The 16,730-nt window shown below is 67.0% G+C and carries 14 protein-coding genes; 8 read left to right on the top strand and 6 right to left on the bottom strand.

Translation table 11 applies throughout. The annotated features are described in order from the left end of the window. Positions 1-115 precede the first annotated feature (115 nt). The 4 genes from VIM12_RS11685 to VIM12_RS11670 all read left to right on the top strand — a co-directional run bounded on the left by VIM12_RS11685 (position 116) and on the right by VIM12_RS11670 (position 3,905). Positions 116-1,243 (top strand): ABC transporter substrate-binding protein, encoded by a 1,128-nt coding sequence (locus VIM12_RS11685; RefSeq protein ID WP_331941806.1) that lies wholly within the window; start codon positions 116-118, stop codon positions 1,241-1,243. Positions 1,244-1,358: 115 nt separating this feature from the next. Continuing rightward, complete coding sequence (locus tag VIM12_RS11680) at positions 1,359-2,294, top strand: DMT family transporter (RefSeq protein ID WP_331941805.1); 936 nt, start codon at positions 1,359-1,361, stop codon at positions 2,292-2,294. A 161-nt stretch (positions 2,295-2,455) separates the two neighbouring features. After that, positions 2,456-2,887: a GFA family protein gene (locus tag VIM12_RS11675; RefSeq protein WP_331941804.1), complete on the top strand. Its 432-nt coding sequence runs from the start codon at positions 2,456-2,458 to the stop codon at positions 2,885-2,887. 79 nt (positions 2,888-2,966) lie between these two features. Then, positions 2,967-3,905: an SDR family NAD(P)-dependent oxidoreductase gene (locus VIM12_RS11670; RefSeq protein WP_331941803.1), complete on the top strand. Its 939-nt coding sequence runs from the start codon at positions 2,967-2,969 to the stop codon at positions 3,903-3,905. Between the two features lie 60 nt (positions 3,906-3,965). On the opposite strand, the gene VIM12_RS11665 is transcribed toward VIM12_RS11670, so the two are convergent. Then, positions 3,966-4,325, bottom strand: coding sequence for a DUF1428 domain-containing protein (locus VIM12_RS11665; RefSeq protein ID WP_331941802.1), 360 nt, complete (start codon positions 4,323-4,325; stop codon positions 3,966-3,968). Between the two features lie 383 nt (positions 4,326-4,708). Between VIM12_RS11665 and VIM12_RS11660 the strand changes: the two genes are divergently transcribed. The 3 genes from VIM12_RS11660 (at position 4,709) to kefC (ending at position 8,197) form a co-directional block, all read left to right on the top strand. Next, a complete protein-coding gene (locus VIM12_RS11660; RefSeq protein WP_331941801.1) occupies positions 4,709-5,101 on the top strand; it encodes a hypothetical protein in 393 nt (130 codons plus the stop codon). 204 nt (positions 5,102-5,305) lie between these two features. After that, complete coding sequence (gene pip, locus VIM12_RS11655; protein WP_331941800.1) at positions 5,306-6,307, top strand: prolyl aminopeptidase; 1,002 nt, start codon at positions 5,306-5,308, stop codon at positions 6,305-6,307. A gap of 84 nt (positions 6,308-6,391) precedes the next feature. Next, positions 6,392-8,197, top strand: a complete 1,806-nt coding sequence (kefC, locus tag VIM12_RS11650) for a glutathione-regulated potassium-efflux system protein KefC (protein WP_331941799.1) — start codon at positions 6,392-6,394, stop codon at positions 8,195-8,197. 102 nt (positions 8,198-8,299) lie between these two features. Here kefC and VIM12_RS11645 read toward each other — a convergent pair whose 3' ends face one another. Further along, on the bottom strand, positions 8,300-10,633 hold the full coding sequence (locus VIM12_RS11645) for an ATP-dependent DNA helicase (RefSeq protein ID WP_331941798.1): 2,334 nt from the start codon (positions 10,631-10,633) through the stop codon (positions 8,300-8,302). Next, entirely contained in the window at positions 10,630-12,267 is a 1,638-nt protein-coding gene (locus VIM12_RS11640; RefSeq protein WP_331941797.1) for a VRR-NUC domain-containing protein, read from the bottom strand. The genes VIM12_RS11645 and VIM12_RS11640 overlap by 4 nt, the downstream gene beginning before the upstream one ends. Before the next feature lie 229 nt (positions 12,268-12,496). Between VIM12_RS11640 and VIM12_RS11635 the strand changes: the two genes are divergently transcribed. Then, the gene (locus VIM12_RS11635) at positions 12,497-13,909 is read left to right on the top strand and encodes a cytochrome ubiquinol oxidase subunit I (RefSeq protein ID WP_331941796.1); all 1,413 of its coding nucleotides are present in this window, start codon (positions 12,497-12,499) and stop codon (positions 13,907-13,909) included. A gap of 74 nt (positions 13,910-13,983) precedes the next feature. On the opposite strand, the gene VIM12_RS11630 is transcribed toward VIM12_RS11635, so the two are convergent. The 3 genes from VIM12_RS11630 to VIM12_RS11620 form a co-directional block, all read right to left on the bottom strand. Beyond that, positions 13,984-14,973 (bottom strand): MBL fold metallo-hydrolase, encoded by a 990-nt coding sequence (locus VIM12_RS11630; protein WP_331941795.1) that lies wholly within the window; start codon positions 14,971-14,973, stop codon positions 13,984-13,986. After that, a complete protein-coding gene (locus VIM12_RS11625; protein WP_331941794.1) occupies positions 14,970-15,500 on the bottom strand; it encodes a DUF962 domain-containing protein in 531 nt (176 codons plus the stop codon). The genes VIM12_RS11630 and VIM12_RS11625 overlap by 4 nt, the downstream gene beginning before the upstream one ends. A 265-nt stretch (positions 15,501-15,765) precedes the next feature. Then, positions 15,766-16,674, bottom strand: coding sequence for a LysR family transcriptional regulator (locus VIM12_RS11620; RefSeq protein ID WP_331941793.1), 909 nt, complete (start codon positions 16,672-16,674; stop codon positions 15,766-15,768). Positions 16,675-16,730: the final 56 nt, after the last annotated feature.

Below are 16,730 nucleotides of genomic sequence, written 5' to 3'. Positions count from 1 at the left end.
GCACGCGCGCAGCAGGTAGCGCAATGGATTGAAGAGGAGTTGCAGCAAGGAGTTGGCAGCAAGCGGTACAACGACGAAAAACGACTGACAATCAACGACAACTAGGGAGACAACCATGTTTGCAAGGAAGAGCATCGCCATCCTGTTCGCCTGTTCGGCGATTGGCCTGGCACAGGCCGGGGAAGTGAGAATCGGTTCCGTGGCCGGCATCACCGGACCCAACGCCACCACCGGCGCGGAAGGCACCGCGCTCGTCACGAAATTCCTCGACATGGTCAACGACAAGGGCGGCATCAACGGCAACAAGGTGGTGCGCGTGATCAAGGACGACCAGTACGATCCGAAGAAGACGGCGGTGCTGGCCGAGGAAGCCATCACCAAGGACAATGTCGTCGCGCTGGTCAATGCCGTTGGCACCGCCAACACCATCGGCATCATCAAGTCCGGCGTGCTGAACAAGCACAAGGTGCCGCTGCTCGGCGTATTCAGCGGCGCGGATGTGATCCGCGGCCCCGGCTCGGAAATGATCTTCCATACCCGCGCCAGCTATACGGACGAGGTGATGAAGATCGCGCGCCTTGCCTCCACCCTCGGCCTGAAGCGGGTGGCGGTGCTGTACCAGGACGACGGCTTCGGCGCCGGCATCAACCAGAGCATCGCCAAGGCCGCGGCCGACTACATGTTCGAGGTGGTCAGCAAGACGCCGTACAAGCCGGGCGAGACCGACTTCAGCACCCATGCAAAGCAGATCGTCGATGCCAAGCCGCAGGCCATCTTCCTGATGGGCGTGCCGGACGCGGTGATCCGCTTCATGAAGGTGTACGACGCACCGATGGGCGCTTCGCAGATCTACACGCTGTCCTTCGTGCCCGCCAAGCTGCTGACCGACAGTGTCGGCGAGAAGCGGGTGCGCGGCGTCGGCATCAGCCAGGTGGTGCCCAACCCCAACTCGACGACTTTGCCGCTGGCAAAGGAATTCCAGACCTTCCTGAAGTCGCCATATGGCAAGGGCATCAGCGCCAACCCGACCAATTTCGAGGTGTACCTGAACATCCGCCTGCTGACCGAAGCGATCCGCATGGCGGGTCCGCAGCCGACGCCGGAAAAGGTCACCAAGGCGCTCTCCTCGATGAACGGCTACTCGCTCGCGGGTTTCCCGATCAGCTTCAGCGACACCAAGCGTGTCGGCTCCCACTACCTCGACATCGGGGTGGTCGGCGCGGGCGGACGCCTGAACTACTGATCGGCAGGGCCCCATGCTTCCGGGTGTGACGCTCGCACCCGGGAGTTTTCTTTCCTTTCGGCAAGGGAATGCGCTTTACGGTATCGTGGCGGGCTCGACCCGAGCAATGAGCGCCATGCGTATTTCCTCCAGCACCCCTCTCCCGCCCGCTGCCGTTGCAGCCTCCGTCGTCCCCGTCTACCTGCGCCTGGTGCTTGTCGCGCTGTTCTGGGGCGGCACCTTCATCGCCGGCCGGATCGTTGCGCACCAGATGCCGGCGATGACCGCCGCGGCGCTGCGTTTTGCGGTCGCGGTGCCGCTGCTGGTGCTGGTCGCATGGCGGCTGGAGGGTGGTCTGCCACGGCTCGACCGCAAGCAGCTGCTGATGACCTTCGCCCTCGGGCTTTCCGGCATCTTTCTCTACAACGTCTGCTTCTTCGGTGCGCTGTCGCGCATGCCCGCGGGGCGCACCGCGCTGTTCGTCGCGCTCAATCCCATCGTCACCGCGCTGCTGCTGGCGCTGCTGCTGCGCGAGCGGCTGGGGGGCACGCGCTGGGCCGGGATCCTGGTCGCCTTCGTCGGCGCCGCCGTCGTGATCACCCGCGGCGACCTGGCTGGAGCGTGGCATGACATCCGCCGCGCGATCGGCGCGGGGGAACTGCTGATGCTGTGCGCCGTAAGCAGCTGGGCGGCCTACACCATCATCGGACGCTTTGCGCTCAAGGGACTGTCGCCGGTCGCGGCGACCACCTACGCGGCAGCCTGGGGTTTGCTGCTGCTGGGCGGCGGCGCGGTTCTTGAAGCGCCGCATGTCGACTGGGCGGCGCTGGACTGGCAGGTCTACGCCGCCATCGCCTATCTCGGCGTGTTCGGGACTGTCATCGGTTTCATCTGGTACTACCAGGGGGTGAAGACGATCGGTCCGGCGCGCACCGCGGTATTCAACAACCTGGTGCCGGTGTTCGGGATCCTGCTGGCGGCCCTCTTGCTGGCCGAACCGGTCCTGCTGTCGATGATCGTCGGCGGCCTGCTGGTGGTCGGCGGGGTGACGCTGACGAACCGGCAAAAGTAGGAAGCCGGAACCTCTCCGTCCCGCGCCGTCAAACACAGACAGTCACGTCCTTGCACCCGGGTAGTCGTGCCGCCCGCCCCGGCGGTACGAGGCCGGGCCGTGGACGCCCGGCCGTTCACGCGCACGCTGCCTTGCCGGGAAACACCAGGAGGAGCATGGCCATGCGGATTCCATTCTTCGGCGGCTGCCCTTGCGGCGCCGCGCGCTTCCGTTGCGACGCCGAGCCAGTCGCAATGTACAACTGCCACTGCCATGGCTGCCAGAAACTGAGCGGCGCCCCCTTCGCACCGCTGCTCGTGCTGTCGCTCCGGATGATGCAGCTGAGCGGGGAAACGCGCAGGCTGGCGCATCTGGTGCGTGACGACAAGCATGCGTCGCGCACCGCCTGTGCCCGGTGCGGCTATCCGCTGCTGGCACGCAGCGACGCGGAGGAGGATGTCTGCGTCGTCAGTGCCATCAGCCTCGACGACCCGACATGGTTTCATCCGGTAGCGGACATCTGGACCGCCTGTGCCCAGCCCTGGGTACGGCTGGACCGGCATATCCCCAAGGTGCACAAGTCGCCCCCGGTGCTGGGCGGCGAGATCGCCTGAGCGGCATTGCGCCGGGTCGCGTGCGCTGCGGTATCATCCCGTTGGTTCCTCAAATCAACATTCCATTCATTCCGCAGCCATGAACGTCTCCGACAGCACTTCCACTCCCATCCGTTTCGACAACCAGGTCGCCATCGTGACCGGCGCCGGCGGCGGCCTCGGCCGTTCGCATGCCCTGCAGCTTGCCGCTCGCGGCGCGAAGGTGGTCGTCAACGACCTGGGCGTCGCCCGTGACGGCAGCGGATCCACCCAGTCGGCCGCGGAAAAGGTGGTCGAGGAAATCCGCGCCGCCGGCGGCCAGGCCATCGCCAGCGGCGCTTCCGTCACCGACCCCGCGGCGGTGGAGCAGATGGTGGCGCAGGCCATGGGCGAGTGGGGCAGGGTGGACATCCTGGTGAACAACGCCGGCTTCCTGCGCGACAAGAGTTTTTCCAAGATGAGCCTCGACGACTTCCGCGCGATCGTCGACGTCCACCTGATGGGGGCGGTGTATTGCACCAAGGCGGTATGGGAAATCATGAAGCAGCAGAACTACGGCCGCATCGTGATGACCACCTCCTCGTCCGGGCTGTTCGGCAACTTCGGCCAGGCCAATTATGGCGCGGCGAAGATGGCGCTGGTCGGCCTGATGCAGACCCTGGCGATCGAAGGCGAGAAGTACGGCATACGCGTCAACTGCCTGGCGCCGACCGCCGCCACGCGCATGACGGAAGAGCTGATGGGGGCGGACGCGCTGGCGTTGCTGACGCCGGAAAGCGTCACCCCGGGCATGCTGTGGCTGGTGTCGAAGGACGCACCGAGCAAGACGGTGCTGTGCGCCGGCGCGGGCACCTTCTCGCGGTCCAACATCACGCTCACCGACGGCATTCATGTCGGCGAACGCGCCGATGCGGCCGAGGTGCTGGCCGCCAGTGCCGGACGCCTCGCCGACCGCAGCGGCGAGATTATTCCCGTCGCCGGGTTCCAGCAGGGGCAGATGGAAGTGACGAAGGCCGCCGCCGCCAAGTCCGGGGGCTGATTTGCGCAGGGCGCGCGTGTCCGTCGCGTCGCCCTGCCACGCCACCCTAACGGAAAAGGCCTAGCACACCACCAGCGTACGGAAGCCGCCATACGCCATTCTTCGGTAATCGAAGGGATGGTCCTGCGGCGCCATCTGCTTGATCCGCGGGTCGTTCATCACCGCGGCGTTGATCCTGTCGCGGTCCTCGCGCGACGGATAGACGATCCACGAAAACACCACGGTCTCGTTTTCCGCCGCGCCCGCCGCCTTGCGGAACGAGACCATGTCCTTGACCTCCAGGTCGTCGCCGATGCACTCGTAGTAGTCGAGCGCGCCGTGTTCCTTCCATACCGCGCCGGCCTGTCCGGCGATCTCCCGGTACCTGTCCACCTTGTCCAGCGCAATCGGGATCAGAAAGCCATCCACATATCTCTCCATTGCCTCTCCTTGAATGTCCATGCAGCGAGGAAAACCGCGCGAGCGGCGCCGCCTTCAGGATAGTCGAATCCACCTTGCGCCGGCACGCCATGAAGACTTGAGCCCGGCATGAACCAGGTATCGAAAAAAAACAGCGCGGCGCCTTTACGTCCGGCTTCGGCGTTCTCGCGGCTACACTGGGTACCGCCGTCGGACTTGGCGACATCTGGAGATTTCCCTTCATCACGGGCGCCAGCCCGCGGTGTTCACGTTCGGCTTCGCGCCGACAGCGGGGCCCGCAATGGTCTTCATCACCGTACCGGCGGTGTTTTCCCAGATTCCGGGCGGCGAGGTCCTGATGGTCGCCTTTTTCGTACTGACGGCAGTCGCGGCGACCGGCGCCCATGCTGTCGCTGATGGAGGTGCCCGTGCTGATCCTCCATGAACGCTTTTCGCCGCCGCGCACCATCGCCGTCATGCTCACGCTGGCGTTGCTTGCGCTGTCGGGATCGCTGTGCGCACTTTCAGGCAGCCTGCTGGCCGACCGCAGATTGTTTGGACTGAACATGTTCGACGTTTTCGACGTTGTCTCGTCCAATATCCTCTTGCCGGGCGGCGGCATCCTCCTCGCGTTCTTTGTCGGCCGCGTCTGTGGTTTTGAAAAGCTGAGGCAGGCACTCTCCAACAACGGTCAGCTGGAGAACGAGGGGCTGTCCCGCCTGGTTTTCTTTCTGCTGCGCCATGTCACGCCGCTGCTGATCCTCGTGGTGATGGTGGAAGGGCTTGCGTTTTTGTGAGGACTGCCGCGCGGCGGCCGCCCGGTGGGTTACTGACACCATCCTCCTCGAACGCACTGATATCGGTCGCGGCGACAGAATTTGCACAATGGAATATGGATTCCGGTCCCGCGTCGCCGCGGCTGAGAATTTCGTGCGACGAATCTGAATTTTCACGGGTGGCGGCTGTCACCCCTTCCTGTACATACCCATATAGGCACTCCCATGGATGCTCCTGCAGACTACACACTTTTCCCCCCGATAGAACCGCGCCGCACCGGCCGCCTGCAGGCAGATGCGCTGCATAACCTGTACTGGGAAGAAAGCGGCAACCCGGAGGGAATCCCCGTCGTCTATGTCCATGGCGGGCCCGGCGGCGGATCGTCGCCCGAAAAGCGGCAGTGGTTCGATCCCGATGCCTACCGCATCATCCTGTTCGACCAGCGCGGAGCGTTCCGGTCGACGCCCCTGGCAGAAGTACGGGACAACACGACCGCGCTCCTGGTCGACGACATGGAAGCGCTGCGCAAGACACTCGGCGTCGACAAGTGGCTCGTCGCCGGCGGTTCCTGGGGAACAACGCTGTCGCTGGCCTATGGGCAGGCGCATCCGGATGCCTGCCTGGGCTTCGTCCTGCGCGGTATCTTCCTCGGGTCGCAGGCGGAGATCGACTGGTTCCTGCACGGCATGGGACACTTCTTCCCGCAGGCCTACGCCGATTTCCTCCAATGGATTCCCGAACAGGAGCGGGACGACATCCTGACGGCCTACGAGAGGCGACTGTTCGGCGACGACGAGGCGGCACGGATGGAGGCCGCCCGCTACTGGTTCAAGTACACCGAGGGCTGTTCGCTGCTGAAGCACGACCCTGCGCTGGTCGCGGAATCGGCGAAGGACGACACCGTGGTTTACGGCGTGGGCCGGCTGGATGCCTACTACTTCAGGAACAGGATGTTCCTCGAAACCGACCAGCTGATCAACGGCATCCACCGGATCGCGCACCTGCCCGCAGTGATCGTGCAGGGGGGGCACGACGTGATCGCGCCGCCATCGGCCGCGTATCGGATCCACCAGGCATGGCCGGGATCGGTGCTGCACATCGCGCACGACGCCGGCCACTCGCCTTCGGAACCCGGCATCCGGACCAAGGTCATGCAGGCGATCGAGATGTTCAAGCGGGAAGGGCGTTTCGATGCGGTCCGGCTCGGCGCGTCCGGGCCGGTATAGACCGGGATCGGTCGCGGGGACCGCGAAGGCGTTGGCCATCGCCGGTGTAGGATAGCGGATTACCTGTCCCATGCCCCGACCACGATGGAAAACACCCTGCTGACGAATGCCCTGATCTACCTCGCTGCCGCCGTGATTGCGGTCCCGATTGCCAAGCGGCTCGGGCTCGGTGCAATTCTTGGCTACCTGTTGGGCGGCATCCTGATCGGACCCTGGGGCCTTGGCCTGGTGAACGAAGTCAGCGACGTGCTGCATTTCTCGGAGTTCGGCGTGGTGCTGCTGCTGTTCCTGATCGGCCTGGAACTGGAGCCGGCCCGGCTGCGCGCGCTGCGGCGGCCGATATTCGGCTGGGGTGGCGCCCAGGTGCTGGCCTCCGCGGCGGCGCTGTTCGCGGCAGGCCTGCTGTTCGGCGTGGGCTGGAAGACGGCCTTGGTGGCGGCGCTCGGACTGTCGCTGTCGTCCACCGCGATCGTGCTCGCCACCATCGACGAGCGCAACCTGAAGGCGACGCCGGCCGGCAGCGCCGGTTTTTCCATCATGCTGTTCCAGGATATCGCCGCGATCCCGATGATCGCGCTGATTCCCTTCCTCGGCGTGATGGAGGCCGGGGAACGCGAGGGCTGGATGGGCGCCCTCAAGGTCGCCGCAGTGATGCTGGTGCTGGTGTTCAGCGGCCGGCACCTGGTGCGGCCGGTGCTGCGGCTGGTGGCGAGGACCGGCGTCCGGGAGATCTTCACGGCGTTCGCGCTGTTGCTGGTGATCGCGATCGCGATGCTGATGTCGTCGGTCGGCATCTCGATGGCGCTCGGCACCTTCCTCGCCGGCGTGCTGCTGGCCGACTCGGAATACCGGCACGCACTCGAGTCCGACCTCGAACCATTCAAGGGACTGCTGCTGGGCCTGTTCTTCACCGCCGTCGGCATGTCGGTCGACTTCGGCGTGTTCCTTGCGCAGCCGATGCTCGTGCTCGGCCTGGTGCTGGTGTTCCTGTCGCTCAAGGCCGGCGTGCTGTATGCGCTGGCGCGCAAGGTCGGGATCCCGTCGAACGAGCAGTTGCTGTTTGCCTTCCTGCTGTCGCAGGGCGGCGAATTTGCCTTCGTGCTGTTCGCCAGCGCCGCCACCGCGAAGGTGTTTTCGCCGGAGACCGGTTCCCTGCTGGTGGTCGTGGTGGCGCTGTCGATGGTTGCCACCCCATTGCTGCTGCTGCTGCACGACCGCCTGGTCGCGCCGCGCCTCCGGGCGCGCGGCGCACGGCCGGACGACGCCATCGGCCCGCAGGACAGCCCGGTGATCATCGCCGGTTTCGGCCGCTTCGGGCAGATCATTGGCCGCCTGCTGCTGGCAAACCGGATACGGGCAACCGTGCTGGACCATGATCCCGACCAGGTCGACCTGCTGCGCAAATACGGCTTCAAGGTTTTCTATGGCGACGCCACGCGCGTCGACCTGCTGCGGGCGGCCGGCGCCGAGCACGCGCGGGTGCTGGTGGTGGCGATCGACGACATCGATGCCAGCCTGGCCCTCGTCGACAGTGTGCGGTCGGCGTTTCCGAATCTGAAGATCCTCGCCCGCGCGCGCAATGTGACCCACTTGTACGACCTGATGGACCGCGGCGTCACGATCCTCGAACGGGAGACGTTCGAGGCGTCCCTGCAACTGGGCGGCAGGGTGCTCGAAGAGCTGGGCTTCGGCACGGAACGGGCGGCGGAAGTGGTGAAGCGGTTCCGGTCGCACAACCGCGCGACCCTGCTCAAGCTCTATCCGTATTACAAGGACCAGCAGCAGATGATCTCGATGGCCAAGCAGGGCCGCAAGGAGCTGGAAGACATGTTCGCCAGCGACACCGCCGCGCTGCGGGAGGAAGATGCGACCAAGGCAGAAGTACGCTGAGCAGCCTTGCGCCGCCGGCGCGAAAAAAAGCCCGCTTGCCGGCGGCAGCGGGCGCAAGCCCCAGGAGGGAGGAGACACCGGCCGCTCGGGCCAGTGACGCCATTATGCGCAGGCATGCGGCCCGGGTGGCCGGGCCGCTGAGGATTGTTGAGTTTCGGCGGCAGGCTGGCCGCCAACCGCCGGCGCCCGAAGTTGCGGCGGCCCCCACCATGCCGGCAGCAGGCGGCGCACTTCCGCCCTCCCGAAACGGTCGTCGATCAGCCAGACCACGCCCCGGTCCTCCTGCGTGCGGATCACCCGCCCGGCGGCCTGCACCACCTTCTGGAGTCCCGGATACAGGTAGGCATAGTCGTAGCCGGCGCCGAACAACTGCTGCATGCGTTCCCGGACCTGTTCGTTGACCGGATTCACCTGCGGCAGGCCGAGGGTGGCGATGAATGCGCCGACCAGGCGGTCCCCGGGCAGGTCGATGCCTTCCGCAAACGGACCGCCGAGCACCGCAAATCCGATCCCCTGTCCGCCGGCCACGAATCGCGCGAGGAAGGCGTCGCGCTCGGCTTCCGCCATCCCGCGCGACTGTTCCCAGCAGGGGATGTCGGGGCAGCGCGCACGGAATGCCGCCGCGATCTTCTGCAGGTAGTCGAAGCTGCTGGAGAACACCAGGTAGTTGCCGGGCCGCGCCCGGTATTGGTTGGCGACGATGGCGGCGATCGGCGCGAGCGAGGCCGCGCGGTCTTGCCAGCGTGTCGAGATCCCCCGGGCCACCCGCACCGCGAGCTGGTCCGCGCTGAACGGCGACGCGATGTCGCTGCAGCTTGTCCCCGCGGGCAGGCCGAGCAGGTCGGTGTAGTAGTGCCAGGGCGTGAGCGTGGCCGAGAACAGGGTGCTGCAATGCGCGGCGGCGAAGCGCGGCGCGAGGAAGGGCGCCGGCACGATGTTGCGGAGGCAGAGTACCGCACCCTTCCCCGGGGTGCGGCTGATGTCGAACAGCGAATGCGGTCCGAAGGACTCCGCCAGCCGCCCGAAATGCAGGAGGTCGAAGTAGAAGTCCGTCAGCGCCGTGTCGACATGTGTCGGGTTGTCGGCGATGAAGTCGGTGATCACGGTGCCGGCCTGCTGCAGCGCGAACCGGAAGGCTTCCGGGATGTCGGCAAGCACGGCGTAGTCCTCATCCTGCTCGCGGGCGAGCGCGCTCCATGCACGCTGCAGGCGGTCGAAGGCCTTCTTCAGCGGCGGCGCCGCCGACTTGCGCAGCAGGCGCAGGCGGAACTGGTCGAGCTCGGCGCTGTACATGCGGCGCGCCCGCTCGACCAGGTTGTGCGCTTCGTCGGCCAGCACCGCGACGCGCCACTGGTTGCCATCGGCCAGCGCATGCAGCAGCGCGCTGCCGTCGAAATAGTAGTTGTAGTCGCCCACCGCGACGTCGGTCCAGCGGGCCATCTCCTGGCCAAGGTAGTACGGACAGACCGCGTGGGCCAGCGCAATCGCCCGCAGGCCGGCCTTGTCCATCACGGCACTTGCCGCGGCCTCGGCCCGGGCCGCCGGCAGGCGGTCGTAGAAGCCCCGTGCCAGCGGACAGGACTCGCCGTGGCAGGCCTTGTCCGGATGTTCGCAGGCCTTGTCGCGCGCGACCAGTTCCACCACCCGCAGCGGCAGTGCCGGCGCCGTCGCGCGCAGGCGGGCGAGGGCGTCGAGGGCGAGACCGCGCCCCGGGGTCTTCGCAGCCAGGAAATACAGCTTGTCGAGACGCTGCCCGGGCATCGCCTTAAGCAGCGGGAAGATGGTGCCGATGGTCTTGCCGATGCCGGTCGGCGCCTGTGCCATCAGGCAGCCGGCCGAAGCGGCATTGCGATAGACGGTTGCCGCCAGCGCGCGCTGGCCGGGCCGGAATGCCGGATGCGGAAATGGCAGCGCGGCCAGCGCGGCGTCGCGGGCGGAAAGGTGCGCGCGTTCCTGCTCCGCCCAGCCGAGGAAGCGCTCGCAATGCCGCTGAAAGAAATCGCGCAGGCCGGATGCCGCGTGCCGCTCCGCCAGCACGGTCTCCTTCTGGCTGCCGATGTCGAAGTAGACGAGCGCCACCTCGATCTCCGCCAGTCCCAGCTTCTCGCACATCAGCCAGCCGTAGAACTTCGCCTGCGCCCAGTGCAGGCGACGGTGGTTGTCCGGCATCCGGGCGAGGTCGCCGCGGTAGGTCTTGACCTCCTCCAGCCGGACGCGCGCGGGGTCGTAGCCGTCCGCGCGCCCCCGCACCTGCAAGCCGCGCCAGGTCCCGGACAGCGCAACTTCCGACTGGTAGCCGGGACCGCGCCGCGCCGCCACCACCGCGTGGCCGGCGATGCCTTCCAGCGCCGTCGGCGACGGCGTGAAGCGCAGGTCGAGGTCGCCCTCCTTGGCGGTAAACTCGGCCAGCGCGCGCACCGCGACCTGGTAGCTCATTGCGCCTCCGCCCATTCGACGTAGCATACCCGCACCGGCATCCGGTGCTGCGCGCAGCAGGCGAGCCAGCGCAGCTGGTTGTCCTGCAGCCGGTCGCCCGGACCCTTGACCTCGATCATCTCGTAGCCGCGGTCGGACAGCGAGAACCGGATCAGGTCGGGCATGCCGGCGCGGTTGTTGCGGACGTCGCCGAGCAGGCGCCGGAACCAGATGTCCAGGTGCGCGGCGGGCAGGCAGGCGAGCGCCTGCTCGAGCAGGGCCTCGTCCAGCGTTTCCCAGTACACGAACGGCGATTGCAGCCCGGCCTTCTGCGCGAAGTTGCGGCGGATCGTCGCGCGATAGCTGCCGTCACCGAGCTGGGCCAGGCAGGCGTCGAAGGCGTCGCCGCGGCGCTGCACGAAGTCGGCGCTGTGCAGGTCCGCCGGGCCGCTGTGGAAAGGATGGAAGAATGCGCCCGGCACAGGCGTGAATATCGCCTGCCAGCACAGCAGGCCGAACAGCGAGTTGACCAGCGTGTTCTCCACGTAGTGCACGGGCGCCTCCGGCGTGGACAGGTGGTCGCGCACCGCGGTCTCGACCCCGGCGAACGGTTCCGGGCGCGGCAGCACCAGGGTGAATTCCTCGGTGGCCAGGGTGGGGGCGACTGCTTCGCGCGGCAGGCCGAGGCGGCGTCGCAGACGCGGAAGGATGCGCGCCAGGTGCTGGCGCTCGCCCTCGCTTTCCGGCGCCTGCCATGCCGCGGCCGCCAGCGCGTGCGCCTGCGCATGCTCCTCGCATTTCTCCAGCACCCGCACGGCGCGCACCCGGGCGCCCTCGTGGGTGCAGCCGGCGTAGATCGCAAGCGCGTCCCGCATCGCGCCGGCGCGCTCGTGCTGCTGCGCGATGGCGAACAGCAGCTTCTGCCGCCGTCCTTCCAGCCAGGCATTGGCAAGCGGCGCGCGCGGCACCCGCGCGAGCAGCGCGGCGGGCGCCTCGCCCTGCTCGAGCAGATCCCGGCACGCATGCAGCTGCAGGTAGTGGTCGATGTCCTGGCGGCTGCCGAAGCCCCGCGACGACGGCGAAACCTCGACCTGCTCATAGCGGAGGATGCCAAGATCGGCGAGAACGAATTCGGTCCAGTCCTGATGCAGGTTGCCGAAGAACATCAGGCGCAGCCGGTCGCACAGGGCGCAGACGGTCATCGCATAGACCCTGTCATCGACGCCGGGCACCCACTCGCTGAAGCAGCGCGACCCGCCGTGCGACGCGCGCAGGGCCGCGAGCTGCTCGTCCTTGCGTCCGGCCGCCAGGTCCGGAAACGCTGCCGCGATTTCGGCCTTGCGCAGCAGGCCGGACAGCTGGTCGATGTCGAGCAGCGGCCGGTCGTCCACCAGGCCGGCCGCGACCAGCGGCGCGGCGGCCGCCGGCGTCTCGCCGAGCTCCGGATAGACGAGCTTGCTTGCACGGAACAGCGGGCCCTTGCGCATCATCATCCGCACCAGCAAGGCGCGCGACGGCTGCGGCAATCCTGCAAATACCGCGAGGAAGTGCCGCTCCGCGTCGTCCAGCAGGTCGTCGTAACGGGCCGCTATCCAGGCAGCCGCACGCTCGAAGTTGTCGAGGTAGTAAAAGGGATTGTCGAGAGTTCTTGCCATTATGAAAACCGGACGTCCTGCGGCTGCAGCGGCGAGGCCGCCAGGGGGTGGGAAGGCGTGTTGCAGGGCAATCCGGAGGCCAAGGCATTATGGCGAAGCACAGCGCCGCCCGCAACCGGGTGTTTGTGTCAGATCACCATGAAGCGCCGGCGGCACTGCTACAACTGCATCCAGCGCGTCGTGCTGCCCCGCGTTCCGCCGCCTTTCCCTCCGCCATAGGAAGCCTTGCATGGATGCACTGCTGCTCTCCCGGATACAGTTTGCCTGGCTGATCGCCTTCCATATCCTGCTGCCGGCCTTCACCGTGGGGCTCGCCTGCTACGTGGCGACGCTGGAGATCCGCTACTGGATCACGAAGGACGACACCATCCGCCGCCTCTCCGCATACTGGATCAAGATCTTTGCAATCTCCTTCGGCATGGGCGTCGTCTCCGGGATCGTGATGCCGTTCCAGTTCGGCACCAACTGGAGCCGCTTCACCGATGCCGCATCCAATGTTATCGGCTCGCTGCTGGCGTACGAGGTGCTCACCGCGTTCTACCTCGAGGCCGCCTTCCTCGGCGTCCTCCTGTTCGGGCGCAAGCTGGTGCCGCAATGGGCCCACGCGATGTCGGCGGTGCTGGTCGCCCTCGGCACCGTGCTGTCCTCGTTCTGGATCCTCGCCGTCAACAGCTGGATGCAGACGCCCGACGGCTACGAGATCATCGATGGCCGCTTCTTCCCCACCAGCATGCTGGACGTGATCTTCACGCCGTCCTTTCCGTATCGCCTGGTGCACACCGTGACGGCATTCCTGGTGACGACCGCCTTCGTGATCCTGGCCGTCGGCGCCTACTACCTGCGCGGCGGCAGGGCGCTGGCCGAGTCGCGCATCATGATGCGCATGTCGCTGCTGTTCCTGGCGCTGATGGTGCCGCTGCAGATCGTGTTCGGCGACCTCCACGGCCTGAACACGCTGGAGCATCAGCCGGCCAAGGTGGCCGCGATGGAAGGATTGTGGGAGACCGAGCGCGGCGTCGCCGCGTCGCTGTTCGCCATCCCCGACGAGGAGGCGGAGACCAACCATTTCGAGATCGCGATACCGAAGCTGGCCAGCCTCTACCTCACGCACGACATCGACGGCGAGGTCAAGGGCCTGAAGGAATGGCCGCGCGAGGATAGGCCCCCGGTCGCGATCGTCTATTTCGCGTTCCGCATCATGGTCGGCATCGCGATGCTGATGCTGTTCGTGGTGGTGGCGGGGTTGTTCCTGTGGTGGCGCGGGCGCCTGTTCGATACCGGCTGGTACCTGCGCCTGTGCACCTGGACAGGCGCCAGCGGCTTCATCGCGGTGCTGGCCGGATGGACCACCACCGAGGTCGGGCGGCAGCCGTGGGTGGTGTACGGGCTGATGCGAACCGCCGACGCGGTGACCCCGTCGCTCGCCGCCAGCGATGTCATGCTGTCGTTTGCGGCCTACGTTACCGCCTACCTCGTGATCTTCGGCGGCGGTTTCGTGCTGCTGCGCCGGCTGGTGCGCATCGGGCCGGAGATGGCGGCCGAGGGCGAGAACTTCGATACCATGCAGCGGCCGAAGCGGCCGTTGTCGGCGATCACCGACAGCAACCTCGGCAATCGCGGACAGGACGTCACGCAGCCCTAGTACGCGGCATGTCCGCCAGCCGCGACGCCGCAATCGCTACGGAGGCACGACCGTCTTGCGCCGCCGGCCGCCGCTCAGTCGGGCGCGAACGGGACAAACAGCGGCGGCATGCGCACCTCGACCTTGCCGGCAGCGCCGAACGCCAGCAGGTCCGCCATCGTCGCCCCGAGGTCGTCGGCCAGATACGGCAGGGCGCGCAGCGGGCGTTCCAGGGGCTGCGAGAAATCGTCCCAATGCACCGGAATGACACGGTGCGCGCCTACCGTCTTCACTGTTTCCTCCCACAACCTTGCACGGTACGCCTGCGACTGCTTGCCGGCGCCGCCGACGCCGAGAAACACCACTCCGGCCCGATGGCCTTTCAGCGCGCCTTCCAGGTATCCGGCGCTGCCCTGCACCAGGAAGCTTTGCCCGGACGCGTGCCGCACCAGCAGCGACCAGGTCTCGCCTTCCCGCCAGGCGCCGGCACGGGCCGGCGGCCTGAGCGGCGTGTCGATGCGCTCGCGCGTCCCGCCGTCGCTGAAAGGCGTCGGCGCATGGCGCGAAGGCAGGAAGGTGAGCGTCCACCTGCCCAGGGCCAGGCTGTCATTGGCGGCAACGCTCCGCATCCGCGCCTCGGCCAGTCCGTAGCCTCGCCCCAGGTTCAACGTCGACGCGTCGCCGACCAGCAGGCCACCTGTTCGCGCCGCCACCTCCGGCGCGTCCAGCGCATGGTCATAGTGGCCGTGCAGGACGACAACGGCTGCAAGACGGGAAACCCGCAGCTGGCCGAGGCCGTGGCCGATTGCCGCGGTGTCGGGCGAAATGGTGGCGAACAGGGTCCTGAGGATGCCCGGCCGCGAAAAGAAGCCATCGGTCATGAAGGCGGTCTCGCCGTCGTCGAACAGCAGTGTCGAGACGCCGGCAAATCGGACCCTGACCGGCGCCGAATCCGGTGCGGCCGCAAGGACGCGTTCCTGGTACGGAGCAAGCGATGGGCGCCGGTTCGCCAGGACGACGACATAGGCCGCCGCCAGCATCAGGACCAGGACAAGCGCCCCGCCAAGCCGCCTGGCCAGCTTCATCCCGCGTCGGCCTGGGCAGCGGCGCCGTGCCGGAACGGCCCTGCCCGGTCCTCGATCCGTGCCCGCAGCGCCGGCAGCAGGCCGACCATGAACAATGCTTCCGCGACCACGAACAGCGGTCCGATGATCAGGCCGGCCAGGTCGTCCACGAAGGCGGGCTTTCGTCCCTCCCAGGCGTGGCCGACAAACTGGAAGATCCAGCCGACGACGAAGCCGCCCAGGCCCGCCGCCAGCCAGGTGCCGGTGGAAAGGGAAGCGGTCCAGGCGCCGATCCAGACGGCGAAGGCCAGCAACACGGCCATCAGCAGGCCGAGACCGAAGTCGAGCATCAGGTAATAGAGGCCGGCGGCCAGCGCAGCCGCCAGCGCCGGTGAAACGGGAAAGCCGCCGACCTCGGTTGCCGGGCGCGACAGCAGGATGGTGACCGCCACCACGATCAGGGGAATGCCGATGAAGTGCGTCCTGATGTTGCGGGCGTCACGATGGTAGGCGGCATACTGCGAAAGCTGGTCTTCCAGGGTTTTCATCGTTGTCTCCTTGCTGGTTTGTTTTCCTGATTTTCCATGCAAATGCTGCTTCCTTGTGTCGGCAGGCCGACACAAGGAAGCAGCGGCGCCCATTTTTCGCACGCGCCTTGCCCGGCCGGGCCCCACCGCTGCGTTGCATGCACCGGCGCCTGCCGGAATGCAACTTTCCCCCTGTCCGATCGTCAGGGCAATGACCGACGCTTTCGTTGGCGAGCAATAGCGGACCACCGTCCTTGCCATACCGCAGGGGTATGCCTTGCCGGCTTCATCCCTTGCGAGCCGTCCGTCCGCCGCGTGGTGCATGCGCGCGCGCCGCCGCCAGCAGGCGCGCCAGATCCGGGCTGTCGTCGCCCGCCCGGCGGTTCATGATCACCGGCGAGCCGACGTCCTTCTCCTGCAGCGGACGGTAGCTGATGTCGTCGCGGCGCAGCCGCTGCACCGAGCCCGGCACGAGCGTGACGCCGATCCCCGCCGCCACCAGGCCGATCGCGGTCTGCATCTCGTTGGCATCGATCACCGTGGACAGGCCGAGGCCACGCGCGCGGAAATGCTGCAGCACCTGGTCGGCATAACTCGGGCGGGGACGCGCCGGGTAGAGAATGAAAGGTTCCGACGCCAGCATCGCCAGCGTGATCCGCTTCTCCTTCAGCAGTCGGTGCAGCAGCGGCAGCGCGGCTACCAGCGGCTCGTGCGTGATCACCTCGCCGACCAGTTGCGGGTCGTCCAGCGGCAGGCGGCCGAATCCGGCGTCGATGCGCCCGGCCTTCAGGGCCTCCGCCTGTTGTATCGTGGTCATCTCCGACAGGACCACCTCGACCTCCTCGTTCGCCTGCCGGAAGCCCCTTATGAGTTCGGGCAGGAATCCGTACAGGGCGGACGGCACGAAGCCGATCCCGAACCAGCGCTTGCCGCCGGTGCTGATGCGGTGCGTCGCCTCCTTGACTTCTTCCACCCGTGCCAGCAGCTGCGAGCATTGCTCCAGGAAAAAGACGCCGGCCTTGGTCAGGGCCAGCGGGCGGGCGCCGCGGTCGATCAGCTCGGCGCCGAGCTCCTCCTCCAGCTGCCGGATCTGGCGCGACAGGGGAGGCTGGGCGATGTGCAGCTGTTCGGCGGCCCGCGTGAAGTTCAGGGTGTTTCCAAGCGCCTCGAAATAGCGAAGGTGGCGCAGTTCCATTCATACCTCCAGGGTATCAAGCAGGATGGAAATGATATTGGACGTTCGCGTGTCGC

This window comes from Noviherbaspirillum sp. (genome assembly GCF_036563305.1).
In the GTDB taxonomy this organism is placed as follows: Bacteria; Pseudomonadota; Gammaproteobacteria; order Burkholderiales; family Burkholderiaceae_D; genus Noviherbaspirillum.
The sequence above is the reverse complement of the archived record's forward strand: the minus strand, read 5'-3'. Positions and strand labels throughout refer to the sequence as shown.

Excerpts from the sequence above, each read along its gene's own strand:
- VIM12_RS11685 (WP_331941806.1), top strand. The coding sequence starts at position 116 with ATGTTTGCAAGGAAGAGCATCGCCATCCTGTTCGCCTGTTCGGCGATT.
- VIM12_RS11680 (WP_331941805.1), top strand. The coding sequence starts at position 1,359 with ATGCGTATTTCCTCCAGCACCCCTCTCCCGCCCGCTGCCGTTGCAGCC.
- VIM12_RS11675 (WP_331941804.1), top strand. The coding sequence starts at position 2,456 with ATGCGGATTCCATTCTTCGGCGGCTGCCCTTGCGGCGCCGCGCGCTTC.
- VIM12_RS11670 (WP_331941803.1), top strand. The coding sequence starts at position 2,967 with ATGAACGTCTCCGACAGCACTTCCACTCCCATCCGTTTCGACAACCAG.
- VIM12_RS11665 (WP_331941802.1), bottom strand. The coding sequence starts at position 4,325 with ATGGAGAGATATGTGGATGGCTTTCTGATCCCGATTGCGCTGGACAAG.
- VIM12_RS11660 (WP_331941801.1), top strand. The coding sequence starts at position 4,709 with ATGCTGTCGCTGATGGAGGTGCCCGTGCTGATCCTCCATGAACGCTTT.
- pip (WP_331941800.1), top strand. The coding sequence starts at position 5,306 with ATGGATGCTCCTGCAGACTACACACTTTTCCCCCCGATAGAACCGCGC.
- kefC (WP_331941799.1), top strand. The coding sequence starts at position 6,392 with ATGGAAAACACCCTGCTGACGAATGCCCTGATCTACCTCGCTGCCGCC.
- VIM12_RS11645 (WP_331941798.1), bottom strand. The coding sequence starts at position 10,633 with ATGAGCTACCAGGTCGCGGTGCGCGCGCTGGCCGAGTTTACCGCCAAG.
- VIM12_RS11640 (WP_331941797.1), bottom strand. The coding sequence starts at position 12,267 with ATGGCAAGAACTCTCGACAATCCCTTTTACTACCTCGACAACTTCGAG.
- VIM12_RS11635 (WP_331941796.1), top strand. The coding sequence starts at position 12,497 with ATGGATGCACTGCTGCTCTCCCGGATACAGTTTGCCTGGCTGATCGCC.
- VIM12_RS11630 (WP_331941795.1), bottom strand. The coding sequence starts at position 14,973 with ATGAAGCTGGCCAGGCGGCTTGGCGGGGCGCTTGTCCTGGTCCTGATG.
- VIM12_RS11625 (WP_331941794.1), bottom strand. The coding sequence starts at position 15,500 with ATGAAAACCCTGGAAGACCAGCTTTCGCAGTATGCCGCCTACCATCGT.
- VIM12_RS11620 (WP_331941793.1), bottom strand. The coding sequence starts at position 16,674 with ATGGAACTGCGCCACCTTCGCTATTTCGAGGCGCTTGGAAACACCCTG.